General features: G+C 44.1%; 14 protein-coding genes and 1 pseudogene. 11 read left to right on the plus strand and 4 right to left on the minus strand.

Annotated elements, in window-relative coordinates; genetic code table 11:
- Positions 1 to 32: 32 nt before the first annotated feature.
- From L7A31_RS18450 to priA, 3 genes are all read right to left on the minus strand, one after another.
- Positions 33 to 578: an SPOR domain-containing protein gene (locus tag L7A31_RS18450; protein WP_237363221.1), complete on the minus strand. Its 546-nt coding sequence runs from the start codon at positions 576 to 578 to the stop codon at positions 33 to 35.
- Between the two features lie 148 nt (positions 579 to 726).
- Positions 727 to 1,737, minus strand: a complete 1,011-nt coding sequence (cytR, locus tag L7A31_RS18455) for a DNA-binding transcriptional regulator CytR (RefSeq protein WP_237363222.1) — start codon at positions 1,735 to 1,737, stop codon at positions 727 to 729.
- A 307-nt stretch (positions 1,738 to 2,044) separates the two neighbouring features.
- The gene (priA, locus tag L7A31_RS18460) at positions 2,045 to 4,246 is read right to left on the minus strand and encodes a primosomal protein N' (protein WP_237363223.1); all 2,202 of its coding nucleotides are present in this window, start codon (positions 4,244 to 4,246) and stop codon (positions 2,045 to 2,047) included.
- A 268-nt stretch (positions 4,247 to 4,514) separates the two neighbouring features.
- On the opposite strand from priA, the gene rpmE reads away from it, so the two are divergent.
- On the plus strand, positions 4,515 to 4,733 hold the full coding sequence (gene rpmE / locus L7A31_RS18465) for a 50S ribosomal protein L31 (RefSeq protein WP_109319701.1): 219 nt from the start codon (positions 4,515 to 4,517) through the stop codon (positions 4,731 to 4,733).
- Positions 4,734 to 4,798: 65 nt separating this feature from the next.
- Here rpmE and L7A31_RS18470 read toward each other — a convergent pair whose 3' ends face one another.
- Positions 4,799 to 5,176 carry a hypothetical protein gene (locus L7A31_RS18470; RefSeq protein ID WP_237363224.1) on the minus strand — a complete coding sequence of 126 codons (378 nt, stop codon included), beginning with the start codon at positions 5,174 to 5,176 and terminating at the stop codon, positions 4,799 to 4,801.
- Positions 5,177 to 5,445: 269 nt separating this feature from the next.
- Here L7A31_RS18470 and L7A31_RS18475 point away from each other — a divergent pair, with 269 nt between their 5' ends.
- The 10 genes and pseudogenes from L7A31_RS18475 (at position 5,446) to L7A31_RS18520 (ending at position 19,996) form a co-directional block, all read left to right on the plus strand.
- The gene (locus tag L7A31_RS18475; RefSeq protein ID WP_237363225.1) at positions 5,446 to 7,026 is read left to right on the plus strand and encodes a pyridoxal phosphate-dependent decarboxylase family protein; all 1,581 of its coding nucleotides are present in this window, start codon (positions 5,446 to 5,448) and stop codon (positions 7,024 to 7,026) included.
- Positions 7,026 to 8,336 carry a lysine N(6)-hydroxylase/L-ornithine N(5)-oxygenase family protein gene (locus tag L7A31_RS18480; protein ID WP_237363226.1) on the plus strand — a complete coding sequence of 437 codons (1,311 nt, stop codon included), beginning with the start codon at positions 7,026 to 7,028 and terminating at the stop codon, positions 8,334 to 8,336. Before L7A31_RS18475 ends, L7A31_RS18480 begins: the two co-directional genes overlap by 1 nt.
- Positions 8,333 to 9,523 carry an MFS transporter gene (locus tag L7A31_RS18485; protein WP_237363227.1) on the plus strand — a complete coding sequence of 397 codons (1,191 nt, stop codon included), beginning with the start codon at positions 8,333 to 8,335 and terminating at the stop codon, positions 9,521 to 9,523. Before L7A31_RS18480 ends, L7A31_RS18485 begins: the two co-directional genes overlap by 4 nt.
- Positions 9,520 to 11,946 carry a GNAT family N-acetyltransferase gene (locus tag L7A31_RS18490; protein ID WP_237363228.1) on the plus strand — a complete coding sequence of 809 codons (2,427 nt, stop codon included), beginning with the start codon at positions 9,520 to 9,522 and terminating at the stop codon, positions 11,944 to 11,946. Before L7A31_RS18485 ends, L7A31_RS18490 begins: the two co-directional genes overlap by 4 nt.
- A 2-nt stretch (positions 11,947 to 11,948) precedes the next feature.
- Positions 11,949 to 12,293, plus strand: a pseudogene (locus L7A31_RS18495) (helix-turn-helix transcriptional regulator); the annotation flags it as partial.
- Between the two features lie 296 nt (positions 12,294 to 12,589).
- Complete coding sequence (locus tag L7A31_RS18500; protein WP_237363229.1) at positions 12,590 to 14,767, plus strand: TonB-dependent siderophore receptor; 2,178 nt, start codon at positions 12,590 to 12,592, stop codon at positions 14,765 to 14,767.
- A gap of 70 nt (positions 14,768 to 14,837) precedes the next feature.
- Complete coding sequence (locus tag L7A31_RS18505) at positions 14,838 to 15,605, plus strand: ABC transporter ATP-binding protein (RefSeq protein ID WP_237363230.1); 768 nt, start codon at positions 14,838 to 14,840, stop codon at positions 15,603 to 15,605.
- Entirely contained in the window at positions 15,599 to 16,528 is a 930-nt protein-coding gene (locus L7A31_RS18510; protein WP_237363231.1) for an iron-siderophore ABC transporter substrate-binding protein, read from the plus strand. The genes L7A31_RS18505 and L7A31_RS18510 overlap by 7 nt, the downstream gene beginning before the upstream one ends.
- The gene (fhuB, locus tag L7A31_RS18515) at positions 16,528 to 18,501 is read left to right on the plus strand and encodes a Fe(3+)-hydroxamate ABC transporter permease FhuB (RefSeq protein ID WP_237363232.1); all 1,974 of its coding nucleotides are present in this window, start codon (positions 16,528 to 16,530) and stop codon (positions 18,499 to 18,501) included. Before L7A31_RS18510 ends, fhuB begins: the two co-directional genes overlap by 1 nt.
- 220 nt (positions 18,502 to 18,721) lie before the next feature.
- The gene (locus tag L7A31_RS18520) at positions 18,722 to 19,996 is read left to right on the plus strand and encodes a malic enzyme-like NAD(P)-binding protein (protein WP_435532916.1); all 1,275 of its coding nucleotides are present in this window, start codon (positions 18,722 to 18,724) and stop codon (positions 19,994 to 19,996) included.
- The last annotated feature ends 1 nt before the right edge of the window (position 19,997 follow it).

Raw genomic sequence — 19,997 nt, forward strand, 5'->3', positions numbered from 1 at the left:
GGTTAAAGTGCTCTTAGAGTGACTATTTCAGTCTATTGGTTCTGTTTCCAAATCGCGCAGGGTTGAATCTTCACGCGCTGCAGTTTGTGCTTGTCTTTTTCAGCATCCCGCTTTGTTTTGTATGGACCTAGTACCACCCGATACCACGAGCTACCTTCTTTCTTGACGATATTACTCGTCAAACCTTGGAAAGCGATGTCTACTTTGCGAGTTTCAGCTTGGTGCTTGGTTTTATAAGCCCCACATTGCATCACATAAGGAATCTTAGATTCAACTAATGGTTTTGCTTTTACCTCAATCTCGCGATTAGGCAATGTGTCGACATAATCCCACTTTTCTTCCGGCGGTGGCGGTAGTTTAGCAGCTGGTTTAGAACTAATACTCTTACTTGGCTGTATAACAGCTTTTGGCGGTTCGGGATCTTTACTTAAAGTATATAAGCCATAGCCAAACGCAGAAACTAAAATGACGGCAATGATACCGCTTCGCCAGGGTTTGCGGCTTGGGCTCGCCTTTTTCTTGCTACCACGCTTTTTGTTTTGACCGCTACCGCGCCTTACGTAATCTTTACTTGCCACAACGTCTTACATTCACTATTTCGAAATTAACTACATACTAAATGACTTTATTGAGCGATGACAGATTAATAGTGCTTTATGGCGGTATGACATCACACCAAAATCACGTCGACCCTATCGCCCAAGCATATTGAAGCAAGCTAGATTATTAGCAAACTCGAGGTGGCGCTACGCTGTTTCTTACCACAAGTCTGGTTTCCAGAAGTCGAGAACCTGCCCTAACGTCTTTACCTCTTAAACGCTCTAAGATCATTAGCATCGCTTGGCGGCCAATTTCATATCTTGGCTGAGCAATAGTGGTCAACGGTGGATCGCAATATTGAGAGAACTGAATATCATCAAAACCGACAATTGATAGATCTTGTGGTACTCGCAAACCCAAACGCTTCACTTCTTGAATAGCACCAATTGCCATAATGTCACAATGACAGAATATCGCCGTTGGCGGCTCGGCTAGTGAAAGAAGCTTGCGTACAGCAACCGCGCCAGCTTCAAATGAGTAATCAGCATACACGGTATAGTTTGGACGCATGGTAATGCCTGCTCGGCGCAACGCCTGCTGATACCCTTGCGAGCGGAACTTAAAAATAGCGGCAGATTCAGGGCCAGAAATCTGAGCAACTCTCTTATGCCCCATTTGAGTAAGGTAGTTCACCACCTCAAACGCTGCAGTTAAGTTGTCAATGTGCACAGTTGGAAGTTCAAGCTCAGGGGCGAACTCGCAAGCCATAACTAAAGGTGGTAGGTTTTTCTGCTCGGATTTACTGACATCAAACGGAAGATCTGCACCTAACAAAAGTATTCCGTCAGCTTGCTTAGCAAAAGCTAAACTGGCTAAGGATGTCGAATCTTTACGCTTTTGCTGACTGCTATCTCCTAGCAGCACAGTGTAGCCATGCTCAACTGCAGCATCTTCGATACCACGAATAATATCGGAATAGTAAGGATCACAAATATCAGGTACGACTGCGACGATTGTCTTAGATTCGTTTCGACGTAAATTCCTAGATAAGGAATTAGGGGAATAGCCCGCTTCTAGTACTGCATCTTCAACGCGCTTTCGAGTAGACGTGGATACTTTCTCGGGGTTCATCAACGCTCTTGAAACTGTTGCTGTTGATACACCCGCGAGCTGAGCAACATCCTTCATTGTCGCCATAATAGCTGCCTCATAAATTCAATGAATGCAATCACTTACATTCATACTTCACCATAACCAAACGTTTTAGAACTCTCTTGTTATTTTTTATTGGAGCTCATTTATCTGACACTATTCTATTCAATTCAACGCAGAAAGTTACGACAAATTTATCAAATATTACATTTTTTTCGTGATGTTAATCACAACATTTCGAATAATAACAATATGCACCTCACTACCAACTCAAAAAAAAGCGAACATATAAAAAACATTTTTATAACAATTGATTGCAAATGAGTCAGTAATGGAGCGATCACCTAGTGTGTTAGCTCAGATCTTGAGGATCTCTATCGATTCCCCAGCGCACTTTCTTGGACTCGGGAAGCGTTTGAATGACAGGCTTTGAGCTCAGAAGAATTTTCTGCATTAAGCTACGTTCGGAAGTCTGCAACATCATCTGCCAGCGAGCTTTGCCTGCCCTCTTGGTTATGGGTGAAGGCGTTGGCCCCAGCACCATACAAGTTTCATCAAACAAAGGATTCGATTCCAAGGTTAATCTTACTTGGCGCAAAAATAACTCGGCCACAGCACTATCGTTTGCTTCTGCTCGAAGCAGTGATAAGTGAGTAAATGGTGGAAGGAGCGCCATTTTTCGCTCACCCAACACCATTTTGCCAAACTGCCCATACGGGCTATTAAGCAGCCCTTGCAATAAAGAATGTTCAGGATGATGAGTTTGCAAAACCACTTCACCTTTTTTGCTGGCTCGGCCGGCTCGACCTGCCACTTGGGTATACAACTGAGCAAAGCGCTCTGACGCTCTAAAGTCACTACTATATAAAGCGCCATCAACGTCCAACAGAGCGACCAAAGTAACATTCGGGAAGTGGTGACCTTTGGCTAACATTTGCGTGCCAATTAATATCTGATACTCACCCTTTAGGATTGAAGCTAAAGCGGATTCCAACTGCCCTTTCTTACGCGTACTATCACGATCTATTCTTATCGATTTAAACTCAGGGAATAGATCCGTTAAATGAGACTCTAACTGCTCGGTTCCAACCCCAACAGTCACAACATGGGATGAACCACAGCTCTGGCACTGTCTCACTACAGGCTTGCGGGAGCCGCAATGATGGCAACACATTTCGTTGTTTTTCTGATAGTAGGTGTAGTAACTCTCACACCGATAGCATTCGGCCAACCAACCACATTCATGGCACATCAAGGCCGGTGAAAATCCTCGCCTATTCAAAAACAATAAAACCTGATTTCCAGCTTCTAAGTGCTGTCTCATTTCAGCGATCAATGGCGCTGACAAACCACTTTCGAGATATAAGCCTTTTATATCCAAAACTTTGTTGGTTGTTGGTGTAGCGTTACCAGCGCGTTTCGTCAGCTGTAAATGGTGATATTTTCCGCTCAACGCATTATGTATTGTTTCCAGTGCTGGCGTGGCTGAGCCCAACACAATTGGGATGCGCTCTTTGTGCGCACGCATAATGGCCACATCTCGGGCATGATATCTGAGTGTGTCTTGCTGTTTGTAAGAAGCATCATGTTCTTCATCCACTATGATGATGCCCAAATGTTCAAACGGAGTAAAAACCGCAGATCGAGTACCAATGACGATTCCTGCTGCTTTATCTCTAGCGGATAGCCAAGCGTTAAGACGCTCTGATTCATTTAGACCCGAATGAATGACTTCAACAGGCACATTAAACCGACTTTCAAAACGCTGAATGGTTTGTGGGGTTAAACCGATTTCTGGCACAAGTACCAGAGCCTGCTCACCACGCTCTAATACTGGCGTAATTAAATTAAGATATACCTCAGTTTTGCCTGAACCAGTCACACCATCAAGTAAATAACAGGCGAACCCTTCGACATTATTGACGGCGGCTATAGCAATAGCTTGTTCTTGGTTGAGAGTCGGTTTCTCTTGCTCAGACTCTACAGCGCTGGGCCAGTGTTTTATTTTCGGCAGCGTTTCTAGTGATTCTATCCAACCTTTGTCTTGCAGCGTTTTTAAAACAGTTGAGCCAACTTCTGCATCAATAAACTCTTGATGAGAAACGGAGCCAGATTGCAACATTTGCATCACTTTGGCCTGCTTCACTGCTCGACCAAAATTACTCATCAGCTGATTGCGACCAATATCAGTCAGGCGCCACTCTTTGATGCTGGTAAATTCTGCACGCCTTTTTTTTCTTAATGCCCCCGGCAGAGCAATGTTAAATACATCGCCCAGCGGGTGAACATAATACTGACTGCACCATCTCAAAAGTTCATACAGTTCAGTCGACCAAACTGGCGCACGATCTAAGATCTGAGAAATCGACTTGAGGTGTTGAAGGCTGACTTCTGTTTTTTCTGATATTTCTATCACGATACCAACCAATGACTGTCGCCCAAAAGGAACGACAACTCTTCCACCAACGATAGGCAAATCACCGCCGGGGAGCAGGTAATCAAAAGTTTTATCGAGTGGCACAGGGAGCGCTACTCTTGCGATGGTTGGCTGCATATCAAATTTTGGTTGGCTATATGAAATGGAAACTCAGTCTAAAAGATAATAGCCCTTAATCACAGTAGAGCATGCTTAAATCACTGCACTATCGCTGAAAAAGTCAGCTAAATTGGTTGATTATCAGGCACGGATTCATTACTATACTGCGCCTTAGTGGCTAGCGTGTGATATTTTTCACAACTACGCACACTGACTAATTTTATTAACTACGTGTGGTGTCCGGCATAGAATCGGATAGCGACACGGCCCAATTTGAGGTTATCCCATGAAAACTGGTATCCACCCAGAATACAAAGCTGTAAAAGCAACTTGCTCTTGCGGTAACTCTTTCGAGTTCAACTCTACTCTAGGCAAAGACTCAATCCACCTAGACGTATGTGACAAGTGTCACCCATTCTACACTGGTAAGCAACGTATCGTTGATACTGGCGGCCGTGTTGATCGCTTCAACAAGCGTTTCGGTGCACTATCTAGCAAGAAGTAATTTTTACTCTGCACAGATTCGAAAAGGGCGCTATTTGCGCCCTTTTTTAGTTTTGAATCGCAAGATCAGGAATGATTCGTCTCTATGCTTTCGCAATACTGCTCATCATAGTCTCGAATATAGCCACTATTCCCAGCCCACTCTGTACGTACCACCATACCATGTTTGACATACTCCCGAAGAGACTCACAGGCGACATTATTGCTTATCTTAATCACAGTACTGCTTTGCCAACGGACGCCCCCCCCAGGTAACGTCCTTTTAAATACAATCACACCATTATCCAACACTTTTAGCTCTGGAATATCTGCTAGCTGAACCTGCGCCATATGGATAGTGCTCTGACTCGCACTGGTATGGATATTCTCTGGATTCAATGTCTGACAACCCGACAAAGCCAACAATGCACCCACTGCAAGCATCAGCTGTTTTAATTTACTCATTTGTCAATTTCCGTATTTTATGATTCTCAAAATTTAAGCACACCAAATCTATCATAAGTCCTGCGGCATTCTTACCAGAAAGCGTCCTCTAAAGGAATTATCCGACTCTAGTCACATTCTACTTTTAACCCTGAAATGCTGATTTAAACTCAATACAAAAACAACAATTGAAATGATAATGATTATCATTATAATGCTCATTTGCAAATTTAGTGGTGATTATAAAACGATTAATAACATCATAAAAAGCAATACAAAGGGAACGTATAATGATAAGTGCTGATTCGCTCAACGCAGTACAGTCTGGCAATCAAACGCAGCCAGAACCCAGTGATTTTATTTTTAACCAAGAAAACCTTCAGGCTTATGAAGCCAGCCTGCTTCAAGGCCTAAATCTAGTCAAAAGCCGCATAGAAAAAACAGAGAAGCCGTTTAGCGGCGTTCTGCCAAAAGAACTCGCAAGCCAGTTTGCTCAGTTAGATCTCGAGCTACCATTAAATTCCATATCAGACGCACTGCAAGAAGTAGAATCGCTCTACCTTAAAGACGCTATCTACTTCCACCACCCTAAATACATGGCGCATTTGAATTGCCCCATCGTATATCCTGCGATTTTGGCAGAGCAGATCCTATCGTCGATCAACTCCTCTCTTGATACATGGGATCAAAGTGCAGGTGGCACTCTCATTGAACAAAAGCTACTCGATTGGACGTTAGGCAGAATCGGATATGACCGCAATGCAGACGGTATTTTCACGAGTGGTGGAACGCAATCTAACCTGATGGCAATGTTACTCGCTCGAGACAGCTATTGTGCAAAACATGGTAACCATAACGTCCGTGAGCAAGGGTTGCCTCACTATGGTCATAAGTTTCGTATCTTCACTTCAGAGATAAGCCACTTTAGCATTCAAAAATCTGCAGCTTTGCTTGGGCTAGGATATAACGCTGTTGTGCCTGTTGCTGTAGATGAACAATTCAGAATGGATATCCAAGCGCTCAAAAGTGAAATTAGCAAAACCATTGAGCAAGGGTGTATTCCACTAGCAGTGGTGGCAACAACTGGAACCACCGATTTTGGCAGTATCGATCCTGTCCATCCAATCGCACAGCTATGCCAACAGCATGATATTTGGATGCACGTTGATGCCGCTTATGGTTGCGGCACCTTGGTATCAGCGCAAAATCGACACCTTTTAGCTGGTATAGAGCAAGCCGATTCCGTTACCGTCGATTATCACAAGTCTTTCTTCCAACCTGTTAGCTGTGGCGCTTTCTTCAGTAAAGACAAGTCGAAACTCAGCCTTATAACCCATCATGCAGAATACTTAAATCCTCTCAGCCAAAAGCAAGAAGGCACACCCAACTTAGTCGACAAAAGCTTACAAACTACCCGACGCTTTGACTCATTGAAACTGTGGCTAACGTTAAGAATCATGGGCGCTGATAAGATTGGAGCTATTTTTGACCAAGTAATTGATCTAGCTAAGCAAAGCCATCAACGCTACCAAGCTGACAAACACATTGAGCTACTTCATCAGCCAGAGCTCAGCACACTCGTATTCCGCTTTATTCCACTTCACCCGACCACCAACGAAGAAACTGACAAAGCGAACGAGTTTATTCGCAAAGCTATATTCCGCAGCGGAGAAGCAGTTATCGCAAGTACGCAAGTAAAGGGTAAACGTTATTTGAAGTTCACATTGCTCAATCCTGCTACCCAAATTGACCACGTTTCTGAGGTAATTGAGCTCATAAAACAGCTGGGTCAACAATACTTTTCGTCAATACATCAACAACACCAAGAAGAACATTTTCAATCTAACGCAGTTTGCATGGAGTCTCTGTAATGAATAATCCCGTTTACGATTTTATTGCCATTGGTTTAGGGCCTTTCAACCTTGGATTAGCGGCATTAACGCATACATTGGACGACGTAAATGGTCTATTCCTAGATAAGAATGAAGGTTTTGATTGGCATCCGGGAATGATGCTAGAAAGTGCCCATTTGCAAACACCCTTTATGTCGGATTTAGTTACCTTAGCGGACCCAACTCACCCACTGAGTTTTCTTAACTACATCAAACAACAAGGCAGATTGTACTCGTTTTATATCCGAGAAAGCTTTTTCTTAATGCGCAAGGAATACAACCAATATTGCCAATGGGCAACCCAGCGGATGCCAGAAATACGCTTTAAGCACAACGTGACTTTGGTTAGCTACGACAAATCCACAGATCTCTACCAAGTTGAAGCGGAAGATCTCACAACAAATAGTACTGTCACTTACCAATGCCGACATATAGTGTTGGGTACAGGCCCTGCTGCTTATGTTCCAGAAGCGTGCAGAGAATACATGGACAAAATGACTCATACCTCTAACTACTTATTTAATAAAGAAAAGCTACAGAAAAACAAGTCGATCACTATTGTCGGAGGAGGGCAAAGTGCGGCTGAGATTTATTATGACTTGCTACAAGATATTGACAGCAAAGATTACCAACTGAATTGGGTGACTCGCTCACCACGTTTCTTTCCTCTCGAGTACAGTAAACTCACGTTAGAAATGACCTCTCCAGAGTATGTCGACTATTTCTATCACCTACCACCAGCTAAGCGCGACCAGTTGATCGCAAAACAAAAGCATCTGTACAAAGGCATCAATGCTAGTCTTATCAATGACATTTTTGATCTGCTTTACATAAAAAGACTGTCTGGAGACGTCAATACTCGGCTAATGACAAACACCACGTTAGAGCAAATCTCACGTGCAAATAATCAATTCACTTTAGGGCTACATCAACACGAGCAAGACGCTTCATTTAAGCTTGATACAGAAGGGCTCATTTTAGCGACTGGCTATGTCTATCAACTTCCTGACTTTCTTGCCGGAATTAACTCAGAAATTCAATGGGACAAACAGGGTCGTTTTGACGTAAACCGCAACTACAGTATCGACAAGCAAGGTAAACGTATCTTTGTGCAAAATGCCGAACTGCATACCCACGGATTTGTCACCCCCGACCTCGGAATGGCGTGTTATCGCAACTCAATATTGATCAAAGAGATCACAGGAGTGGAACACTACCCAATCGAGAAGCGCATTGCATTCCAAGAGTTTGCTGCGCCAAACCTTGAAGGGGCACTTGCGACAATATGAGAAGCCTCAAATATTCTCTGATAGTGCTTACTTTGGTCTCTGTTGTGGCAGATTCCATGCTACTCCCCTTTTACTCACAGTTTTTTGCTCAAGCTTTTGATAGCCATTCTTCACAGCTTGTTGGTTATTACATCGCTGCAAGCTGTTTTACCGTAATTGTGAGTTTTCCTGTTTGGGCAAAGGTAGCTAAAAAGATCAACGAATTGCATTTGTGGATTTACACACAAATCATCGCTGGCGCACTTGGCCTGGCTTGTTATTACAGCAGCTCGCTTTTGCAATTTTGGTTACTGTCGCAGCTCATGTTGGTGTTCAAAGCAAGCTATCTGTTGATTTATCCATTTGTGATTCGACTTGAAGAAAAAGATAAACACATGAACATGGTGAGTCTTTTCTCTGTTTTGATGCACTTTGGAGCGATTGGTGGCGCATTATTGGGCGGCGTCATTTTGCAAATGTTTAGCGCAAAAGATGCCTATCTCGTTATGCCTATCAGTGATGCCATTCAGGTGCTTGTCTGCTTATTTATTATCTTTAAGCTGCAAGTCCCATTCTGGGCAGAGCAACAAACAACTGACAAACCTTGCGTGATATCACCAGAGCACAAAAAGTTCATTCTCAACCTCGGCATTGTCTCGATGTTGTTCTACTTTAGTACCTTCTTGATACGCCCATTCTTCTCTCGATATTGGGAGTTTGTTTCTAGTTTCGACAATGACATTGTTTCCGGGATTATCTACTCGATTCCGGGCTGGGTAGCCTTGATCGGATTGTGGGTTAACAGCAGAGCAAAAACGTCCAGCAAGCATAGCCATCATATCGTAGCAGCAATGCTCATCGGCATTGCCGGCTTACTCATTCAAGGCGCACAGCAAGAATGGCTAGTCATTGTTGGTCGCTGCATTTTTGGTTGGGGACTATTCCAAGTAACAGTCCGACTAGAAGTGTTCATGTTTGCCAACTCCACACCTGACAAATACGCAAGTGACTTCTCACGTGTGTATTTATTCCAAAACATAGGCGTTATCGCCGCTTCATTTGCCGTTGGTTACATAGTAGACCACAGCCCACTTGTCACTACATTCTTCATCGCCGCCATTGGGCTATCGACAAGCCTTGCATATTTTGCATTCGCATTTAGAGATAAGTTCCGTTTACCTTCGGCCAATATACAGGAGGCCTCATGACATCTGTATTCACTACGCACGACAAGCTGATAGGCGACATCAGCTTCGAGCCACTAAATCTAGAAAAACACATAACGCAAGTACACTGTTGGGCGACAACACCTCATGCGTCATTTTGGCAAATGCAAGGATATGACCGTCAGCAAGTCTTCGAGTTTTACAGCGATTTAGAACAAGGCGAACACACTGACAGCTACATTGGTACTGTGAATGGCGAGCCATGCTTCCTAGTAGAGATTTATGATCCGAAACTCGACCAAGTCGGCAAGCATTATGATGTGCAACTTGGTGACAAAGGAATGCACATACTGATTGCTCCATCAGAAAATCCAAGATCAGGGTTTACCTATGCGGTCTTTAAATCAGTACTGCATTTTATGTTCAGTGACTCAAGTATCAAACGCATTGTTGTCGAGCCGGACCATCGCAATCACAAAATCCACCAGCTCAACAAGAAAGCCGGCTTTCAACATATTAAATACATTCAAATGGGTGAGAAGCTCGCAAACCTTGCCTTTTGCACCAAACAGAAGTTTTACAACGCATTAGCTTTAGAAAACGAGAAACACGAAATGGACATTCAGAAAAACCCTGAGCTCGCCGTATCCTCAATCAACAGCCAAACTTGGGACAAAGTAAATCGCCTTCATATCAGAAAATGTCTTGCAGAACTGAGCCACGAAAGGATATTGCAACCAGAACAAGTTTCTCAAGATGGCGAATGGAGTGTTTTTATACTCTCGCCCAATGATGGGCAAACAGAGTATTCATTCAAAGCCAAGAGGCTTGAGCTAGAACACTGGCTTATTGATAGCAAGTCCATTAAAAAACAAACTGATGGAAAAGACGTAAACCTAGATTCAGTGAGCTTTATTATTGAGTTTGCAGCGTCACTGCAAATTCCTCAAAATCTTCTGCCAACTTACTTAGAAGAGATCACCAGCACGCTATATTCTGCGGCCTACAAAGAAAGTAAATCATGGCTAAGCTCAGAAGAGTTACTTGAAGCCGATTTTCAACAAGTGGAAGCGGCAATGAGTGAAGGTCATCCAGCCTTTATTGCTAACAATGGTCGAATTGGTTTCGACGCGCAAGATTTTGCTCACTTTGCACCAGAAGCTGGAAAGCCTATATCACTCATTTGGCTTGCAGGGCATAAAAGCCGCACGGAGTTCTCGCACAGTCCAGAGATTAGTTATGAATCTTTGATGCAACAAGAGATCGATATTACGACTCGCCAAGCCTTTGCAGACAAAATTATAGCCAAAGGCCAAGCCCCTGAAGACTACACGCTAATTCCAGTTCACCCGTGGCAATGGTTTAACAAGCTTGCCAATGTTTACGCGCCGGATATCGCTACCAATCACCTAATATGCTTAGGCTATAGCGACGATAGCTATCAGGCACAGCAGTCTATCCGTACCTTCTTCAATCGTAGTAACCCTGAAAAGTACTATGTGAAAACCGCGCTATCGGTTCTCAATATGGGCTTTATGCGCGGACTCTCTTCTTACTACATGCGCACCACACCAGCAATCAATGATTGGGTGCACTCTTTAGTACAACATGATCAATATCTGCAGAGCAAAGGCTTTCAGATCCTAAGAGAAATCGCTGCAACAGGCTATCGTAATCCATACTACGAGCACGAAGCTCTCAAAGATAACCCTTACAAAAAAATGCTGGCAGCTTTATGGCGTGAAAGCCCAGTCAGCCGATTACAGCCGAATCAGCGTTTGATGACTATGGCGTCACTGCTACACGTTGATCCAAATAATACTGCTATGCTGCCAACGCTAATAAAAGCATCCGAATTATCAACAAAAGCATGGCTAGAGAAGTATTTGGATGCCTACCTATCGCCATTGCTACACTGCTATTACCAACACAGCTTGGTATTTATGCCTCATGGCGAGAACCTCATATTAATCTTTGAAAACCACGTCCCGGTAAAAGCCATCATGAAGGACATTGGCGAGGAGATTTACTTACTCAACTCCGATATCGAGCTACCGGAATGTGTAGAACGTATTTCAATACAAGTCCCACAAGAAGAGGAAACGCTATCTTTTCATACTGACGTATTTGATTGTTTTTTCCGCTACATGAGTGCCATTTTGGTTGAACACAGCGACTTCTCAGAGAACGAGTTTTGGCTATTAGTAGCAAACTGCATTCAACAGTACCAAGCCCAAAATCCTCACTTACAAGATAAATACGAAAAACATGATTTGTTCTCGTCCGACTTTGCTCATTCTTGCTTAAACCGGTTGCAACTGGCTAACAATCAGCAAATGGTTGACTTAACGGATCCTGCCAGCAGCTTGAAGTTTGCTGGGAGGCTGAACAACCCAATAGCCAAGTTCACTAAGCAAACGGCTGAAAGTGAAGTGGAATCACCTGAGCAGAACATTGAGGCATAACAATGGAAGCTTCACCTCAAGCGCAAATACCAAAGGTGGCGTGCAGTCGTATCCAACAGGTTTTGAATTATATACATCAGAACCTCAACCAACCTCTGATGTTAGAAGATATCGCTAAACATAGCTGCTGGTCACGCTGGCAGCTTCAGCGGGTTTTTAAACAACAAACTGGAGGTAGCGTTGCAAGCTACGTACGTGAGATTAAACTCAATGAGGCCGCTCGCCGTCTCACTGACAGCCCAGATCGGGTCATTGATATCGCGTTGGCCCTAGGCTTTAGCTCAGAGATATGCTTTAGCCGCGCATTCAAACAGATGCATGGCGTAAGCCCAAGCATCTATCGAAAGCATCTGTCGCAAGTGAGTTAGGCGTTCATTTCAGAAGGCCATTTAAACTAAAGACATAGCTATCGAATAGCTGTGTCTTTATTCCCTTCCCTACATAGAAACTATATCTATATCTATATCTATATCTATATCTATATCTATATCTATAAAACTTAAACCTATATATTTCTGATAGTTATAAATTAGTTGATGATAATTCGCTGATTTGCACCAAATTGTTAAGTTTTCTACATACGCCAAGTTAGAATGCAAATGATATTTATTCTTATTAAGATATAGCAGTAGTAGAGGAAGACATGGATATTTCAGCAAGCCTAAAGCGCAGTGTCATTGCATCATCGCTTCTGGCTCTTTTTTCAGCCCCACTTTTCGCTGACGACCAAAACAACACTGTCGCTCAAACCAATAATAATAAAACCACAAAACAAGACGACACCATCACCGTATACAGCAAAACCTATCGCAATACGGCAACCAAAACCACGTTAGAACCAGAAGAAACACCACAAGGTTTAACCGTCATCGACAACGAGCAGCTTCAACAACGTGAAGTACAGTCATTGAATCAGGCTTTGCGTTACACGCCGGGCGTCACTACGGAAACCAAGGGCGCCGATGTCACCTTAATGGACAACTACCGCGTGCGTGGTTTCGAGGTCAGTAAAAGCTACTACGATGGTCTTGTACTGCCTTACTTAACAGGCTGGAATCTACAAACCCAAATTGACCCGATCGCGATACAGCAAATAGAGGTATTTAAAGGCCCAACTTCTGTACTTTATGGGGCGATGAACCCTGGCGGAATGGTCAACATGATTGCTAAGTCGCCACAAATGGATCAAGCGACAACTGTCGATGTCGGCACAGGATCTCGCAACTTAATGAAAGCCTCAATTGATACCACAGGACAGATTGGCGATAGTAACCTTTCCTACCGTTTTATTGGGTTAGCTAGAAAGCAAGATAGCCAAGTTAATGATGCCCAAAATGAGCGATATGTTGTAGCTCCATCATTGAATTGGCAAGTAAGCGACAAAACGTTGCTCAACTTCAATGTTTACTACCAAAACGATCCACAAATGGGTATCAATTCAGCGCTTCCTGCATCGGGAACAGTCACTAGTAACCCAAATGGTTCAACTTCCCCATCTACATTTGCAGGTGATGTTAATTGGAATAGCCTCAAACGCGACTTCTTGATGGTCGGCTACAAAATTGATCATGATTTCAATGATAGCTGGTCGTTCCTACAAAATGCTCGCTACACAAATGGCTCATTCCATCAGAAAAACACCTACAGTACATCGTTTAACAATGATGGCACTCTAGTTCGAAACATCTACAGTACCGATGAGAAGTTGAATGCTTTTGCTATTGATAACCAATTGTCAGGCAAAGTAGAAACTGGCGAGTGGCAGCACAACTTATTGCTGGGGGTCGACTACCAAGAACTTAGCGGCAGTTCAAACTACAAAGAGTACGACACCTCTGGTATTTCGGGCTGGAGCAGCTTCAATATATTCAACCCGGACAATAATTTAATCACCAACCCTAGCTCACTAAGCGTTACTTACAACCAAGACGTCGACATTGATATGGACCAAGTAGGCTTCTACTTCCAAGATCAAGCCAAACTTGACCGTTTAATACTGCTTGCTGGCGGCCGTTTTGATAGCTATAAATCCAATACCGATAAAACAACAACCAGCGTAACGTCGTCTTCTATCGACCAAAATAACTTCTCATATCGTGTCGGCGCTTTATACACCTTTGACAATGGTATTGCCCCATATGCAAGCTACGCAACTGGTTTTGAACCGACCACCAGCCAAGACAGTGACGGTAATTCGTATAAACCAGAAACAAGCGAGCAAGTTGAAGTAGGTGTGAAGTATCAAGCACCTGATATGTCGAAAAGTGCTTCTATCTCTCTGTTCCATATTGAGAAGAATGACGCAATTATTGCTAACCCAGATAACTACACCGATCCAGCATTACAAGTTGGCCAGATAACTTCTAAAGGTGTCGAGCTGCAAGGTAAATGGTTTATAACGCCAAGCTTAGATATCGCACCAAGCTATACCTATACCGATATGCAAATTAGCAAAGATCCTGTCTACAATCTTCAAGGTACGACACCGGTGTATGTCCCTACACACGCAGCATCTATCTGGGCCAACTATTACCTCTACAACGGCGCCTTAACTGGAACCCGTGTCAGTGCTGGCACTCGTTATGTGGGAACAATGGAGATGGATGCCACCAATACACAAGGCAAAGTCCCTGCTTATACCATAACCGACTTATCAGTAGGTTATGACCTAAGTGAGTTAAGCCATAGTCTTGCAGGCGCGTCCGCTAATTTCTTGGTCAATAACCTATTCAACCAAGAAAACTATACCTGCTTCAACAACACCAACTGTTGGTATGGAGAGGAAAGATCCATTGAACTGCACGTCAAATACGAAATGTAGATAAACGTAAAGACAGGTTAACTGAGCAGCCCATTTCACGGGCTGCTTTTGTCGTCATAAGGCAACCAAGATGTATCAGCTAAACAATATCTTAGTGACACGAGAACAAAGGGACATTCTCAATGTTGAATCTCTCAAAATTCCTACAGATAAAGTCACTGTCATTTTAGGTCACAACGGTTCAGGGAAGTCGACTCTGGTCAATCTACTGGCAGGGCAAACTAAACCAGACTCTGGAAATATTGAATTGAATGGCCTTCCGATTGGCAACTTAAGTAGTCGTAATTTGGCCAAACAGGTCGCCTATTTACCACAGCATTTACCACAAGCTGCTGGACTGTCAGTGCGGGAATTAGTCAAACTTGGGCGTTTCCCTTGGCTCGGTACGTTTGGCCGAATGAAACAAGCCGATCACCAAGCAATTGATCTCGCAATGGCAGCCACACAAGTTGAACAATATGCTGGCCATAGTGCGGAAAAGCTATCTGGTGGTGAACGACAACGCGCTTGGGTAGCGATGTTACTAGCCCAACAATCTCCATTATTGATATTGGATGAACCTACATCAGCTCTGGATGTTCACCATCAATATCATCTCATGGAGCTGCTTAGCCAGCTCAATAGAGAACAAGGCAAAGGTGTGATTGTTATTTTGCACGATATCAACCTCACCTTACGCTATGCCGAACATATTCTCGCTCTAAAGCATGGCCAAGTCGTGTTTTCGGGAAACAGTAGCGAACTTATGGACTCATCTAAATTGAGCGAGCTATACAACACTGAGATTCAACTTCTCGACCACCCAACACAAAACAATAAGGTTGCGGTTATATGCTAGTAAAACGCCGAATACCATTTACCCAATTTTTAATAGTGGCGTTAGCTACGATTGTTTCTTTTTCCACGCTAGCCTCATACAAAGTTGTCGATAGCGAAGGGACGAAAACTCTTAGCAAGATTCCAAAACGGGTCGCAGTACTCAACTGGGGCGTCGCTGAACAAGTGATTGAGCTTGGCACGATTCCTGTTGCAATGAGCGATATCAAAGGCTACCAACAATGGGTGGTAAAACCCGCCGTACCCAAAGGTGTGGTAGATATAGGGACACGCGCCGAGCCCAATTTTGAGCTTCTGGCAGAACTAAAACCCGACGTCATTCTGATTGCTTCTCCGCAAAAAGATCTCGAAAAGCGATTAGAACGAATCGCGCCTGTTCTTTACTATCAAACCTTCAGTGAAAGTCATAACAACGCTCAAGCGGCGATCACTAACTTTCTACGCATTGGACACGTACTTGGCAAAGAAAAGCTGGCAAAGAAAAAGCTGGCTCAAATGAAGCACAAAATCCAGCTGCTCAAAGAGAAACTCAATGTGGCTTATCCAAATGGAAAGCCCAAAGTCACTGCTTTTCGCTTTGCGAGCACCACATCAGTTTACCTGTATGGCAACAACTCGATCCCCCAATATGCGCTGAAAGAGTTGGGCTTTCAAAATGCCATGCCCCAGCCAAGCACCCAGTGGGGTGTCACGCAAAAGCGCCTAACGGACTTAAAAAACATTGGCAACGGCATTGCTCTCTACTTTCTTCCTTTTTCCCAACAAGCTCAGTTAAACCGTTCGGTAATATGGAATGCAATGCCATTTGTGCGAGACAAAAAAGTAGCCAGCGTTCCATCGACATGGAGCTATGGTGGGGCGCTTTCTATTCAGTACAACGCCGAGGCACTCGCGGAAAGTTTACTTAAATTAGCAGGCAGTTAATGACACGTTGGATATTATTGCTAGCAGTGACATTAGTCGCTGCTATTATGCAAATAGCCGTAACACAAAATCAATTTGGCTCCAGTTACCAGTTATTTTTGGCTTTGCTTAATCACCAGCTGGACTTCTCAAACTCATTTGAGTGGACAACTTTCCTTCATGCCACACTACCTAGGTGGGTAATGGGCCTAGCTGTTGGTGGTTCACTGGGCATCGTAGGTAGTCTTTTCCAACAGCTGACCCAGAATAGAATGATGTCTCCTTTAACGCTTGGCACCTCATCTGGTGCTTGGCTAGGGCTGGTAATTTTGAGCGTGCTCGCTCCGCAGCTGGCAGGTTTTTATCCTGCATTATTTGCCATGACAGGCGCTCTCGTCGCTATGGGACTCGTGATCGCGATTGTCGGCATTCGCCATTTAAATGGGCTGCCTATCATTCTTGCAGGCATGGCGGTTAACTTACTTCTGGGCGCTCTGGCCACTGCCATTATCTTGCTACACAACGAATACGCGCAGAACTTGTTTATATGGGGTGCAGGTGATTTAAGCCAAAATGGCTGGGAATGGGTTACTTGGCTATTGCCTAAACTTGTCCCTATAATCTTGCTTCCTATCATTGCACCACGTGTTTTAACTTTATTGAGCATCGGCTCTTCTGGAGCTCAGGCACGTGGACTCAATATTGGCGTAACCTTTTTAGCACTCGCTTTAATTGGTGTTTGGTTAGTATCGGTTGCAATCACTTCTGTTGGCGTCATCAGCTTTGTTGGCTTGATTGCACCCAATATTGCCCGCCACTTGGGTTTTGTGAAATCTCGTAGTGAACTTATCGCGAGTCTGATTCTCGGTGCGGCTTTGCTCATGCTAACTGACACGTTAGCGGTCTTCTTAAGCTTCTGGTCGTTAGACATCATTCCTACTGGTACAGCAACAGCAGTCATTGGAGCGCCCGCTCTGATAATGCTTGCACGCAGGAAGATGTCTGCTCAAGACAATATGTCGCTGACGCTACCAAAGGGTCGAGACCAGTTGCGTCCGAAAATCACTTTAGCCGTATTATTAGCCGGTTTCATTGCTGTCGCTGCCATTGGCACCTTTGTTCAAGCAGATATTGGCGGATTGGTTTGGCATGTACCAAATGCGTTTAGCTGGTCAGTTAAATGGCCGAGAATGTTAACTGCAATAAGTGCAGGTGCTGGATTAGCAGTAGCCGGTGTGATTTTGCAGCGCCTTGTCTACAACCCACTGGCTAGCCCTGATATTTTAGGTGTATCAGCAGGCGCCGTTTTAGCTCTGGTGCTTGCAAGCTTAATCTTTGGCTCTTCCATTCACACACTTGGACCATGGGTTGCGCTGCTAGGAAGCTTAGTCGCTTTAGCTATCTTGCTATTGCTAGGTAGAAAACATAACTTCGCCCCATCGATTCTGATTCTCTCCGGAATAGCACTCACCGCTATGATAGAAGCCTTGGTGCAATTCTCACTGACTCGTATCGGGCAAGAAAAGTTTGTTCTACTACAATGGCTAGCGGGTTCTACTTACCGTGTCAGCCCAACAGCCGCTATCACTTTAGCAATATTAGTGAGCTTTTTGATCATCGTAGCCCAATCGCTCTCTCGGTGGATAACCTTAATCGGCACTGGCCGACAATTTGCTTTCGGACGCGGTCTAAATGTCTCTTTTGCTTATATAGCTTTGCTGCTTATCGTTGCGCTGCTTTGTGCGTTTGTGACCACAACAATGGGGCCTGTTGGATTTGTAGGCTTAATCGCCCCGCATATTGCTGTTCTATTGGGTGCCAAGCAAGCAAGAGTTCAATTATGGTTATCTGGGTTGATCGGCGCTCTGCTGCTGTTATCTGCTGATGTCATTGGGCAGATTGTTGTTCATCCGGCCCAAATTGCTGCCGGAGTCCTCGTGTCGATTATTGGAGGGGTTTACTTTATTTTCTTGCTAATTCGCGAGCGCCACTAGCCATCACTTACTCAGCCTTTTCATTTTCTCAGTGATCTAAATCGTTACTTGGATCACTGAGTGAAAAACTAATTGTCCTCTGACTATCGAAAACCATGAAGTTAATTACACTCACTACTAGGCATTCTGGTTTGCGCTCATTAGAATAGCCGCCCTTAATGATAACCAATAGGGTCTTGGACCCAAATATAAAGTAAAAATTATGCCTGAAGACCAACAAATGGATTCCTCCACAGCAGAACTCACTGCAGAAGAAAGTTTACGCCAAAGAGCTTTGGACTATCATGCACTGCCAACTCCTGGAAAAATCGAAGTTTCTTTGACAAAGCCTGCCGAAACCGTTGAAGACTTATCGCTTGCTTATAGCCCGGGCGTCGCTGAGCCCGTAAGAGAAATCGCTCAAAACACAGATAACGTATACAAGTACACGGCGAAAGGTAATCTTGTTGCTGTCATTTCCAATGGCACGGCGATCCTTGGTCTAGGCAATTTAGGGCCAATGGCATCAAAGCCAGTGATGGAAGGTAAATCGTTACTGTTCAAACGCTTTGCAGGCATTGACTCAATTGATATCGAAGTAAAACATCGTACGATCGAAGAGTTTGTCGATACAGTTGCTAATATCTCAGACACTTTTGGTGGCATTAACCTTGAAGACATTAAAGCCCCAGATTGCTTCGAAATAGAAAAACAGTTGATCGAACGTTGTGATGTTCCTGTATTCCATGACGATCAGCATGGTACTGCTATTGTTACGGCCGCGGGCATGCTCAATGCTATCGAACTGCAAGGAAAGAAATTGCAAGAAGCGACTATTGTGTGTTTGGGTGCTGGTGCGGCGGCTATTGCTTGTATGGAGCTACTGATCAAGTGTGGCGCTATGCGAGAGAAGATCTACATGCTTGATCGTAAAGGTGTGATTCACACTCGCCGAGACAACCTGAACGAGTACAAACAGCTATTTGCCAACAATACCGACAAGCGCACCATAGAAGATGTGATTGAAGGTGCCGATGTGTTCCTTGGCGTATCTGGTCCTAACCTACTTTCGCCAGAAGCGCTTAAGTTAATGGCTGACAAACCAGTAGTGTTTGCTTGCTCTAACCCAGATCCTGAGATTAAACCAGAAGTCGCCCATGAGGTTCGACAAGATCTCATCATGGGAACAGGACGTAGTGACTACCCGAACCAAGTCAATAATGTACTTTGTTTCCCATTCATTTTCCGTGGAGCACTCGATGTAAGAGCGCGCGAAATCAATGACGAAATGAAACTGGCAGCTGTAGAAGCGATTCGAGAGCTAGCCAAAGAAGATGTGCCAAAAGATATTCTCAAGGCAGCAGGCGTAAAAGAGCTGAAATTTGGCAAAGACTACATCATTCCAAAGCCAATGGACTACCGGCTATTACCAAGAGTCGCGAAAGCCGTCGCACAAGCCGCTATTGATTCTGGAGTCGCTCGGATCGACATGCCAGAAAACTACATGCAGGGCTAAC

Source organism: Vibrio marisflavi CECT 7928, from assembly GCF_921294215.1.
Lineage (GTDB): Bacteria > Pseudomonadota > Gammaproteobacteria > Enterobacterales > Vibrionaceae > Vibrio > Vibrio marisflavi.

What these genes read in the sequence shown, in the direction of transcription:
- cytR (WP_237363222.1), bottom strand. Translation starts at nt 1,737, where the DNA reads ATGGCGACAATGAAGGATGTTGCTCAGCTCGCGGGTGTATCAACAGCA.
- priA (WP_237363223.1), bottom strand. Translation starts at nt 4,246, where the DNA reads ATGCAGCCAACCATCGCAAGAGTAGCGCTCCCTGTGCCACTCGATAAA.
- rpmE (WP_109319701.1), top strand. Translation starts at nt 4,515, where the DNA reads ATGAAAACTGGTATCCACCCAGAATACAAAGCTGTAAAAGCAACTTGC.
- L7A31_RS18470 (WP_237363224.1), bottom strand. Translation starts at nt 5,176, where the DNA reads ATGAGTAAATTAAAACAGCTGATGCTTGCAGTGGGTGCATTGTTGGCT.
- L7A31_RS18475 (WP_237363225.1), top strand. Translation starts at nt 5,446, where the DNA reads ATGATAAGTGCTGATTCGCTCAACGCAGTACAGTCTGGCAATCAAACG.
- L7A31_RS18480 (WP_237363226.1), top strand. Translation starts at nt 7,026, where the DNA reads ATGAATAATCCCGTTTACGATTTTATTGCCATTGGTTTAGGGCCTTTC.
- L7A31_RS18485 (WP_237363227.1), top strand. Translation starts at nt 8,333, where the DNA reads ATGAGAAGCCTCAAATATTCTCTGATAGTGCTTACTTTGGTCTCTGTT.
- L7A31_RS18490 (WP_237363228.1), top strand. Translation starts at nt 9,520, where the DNA reads ATGACATCTGTATTCACTACGCACGACAAGCTGATAGGCGACATCAGC.
- L7A31_RS18500 (WP_237363229.1), top strand. Translation starts at nt 12,590, where the DNA reads ATGGATATTTCAGCAAGCCTAAAGCGCAGTGTCATTGCATCATCGCTT.
- L7A31_RS18505 (WP_237363230.1), top strand. Translation starts at nt 14,838, where the DNA reads ATGTATCAGCTAAACAATATCTTAGTGACACGAGAACAAAGGGACATT.
- L7A31_RS18510 (WP_237363231.1), top strand. Translation starts at nt 15,599, where the DNA reads ATGCTAGTAAAACGCCGAATACCATTTACCCAATTTTTAATAGTGGCG.
- fhuB (WP_237363232.1), top strand. Translation starts at nt 16,528, where the DNA reads ATGACACGTTGGATATTATTGCTAGCAGTGACATTAGTCGCTGCTATT.
- L7A31_RS18520 (WP_435532916.1), top strand. Translation starts at nt 18,722, where the DNA reads ATGGATTCCTCCACAGCAGAACTCACTGCAGAAGAAAGTTTACGCCAA.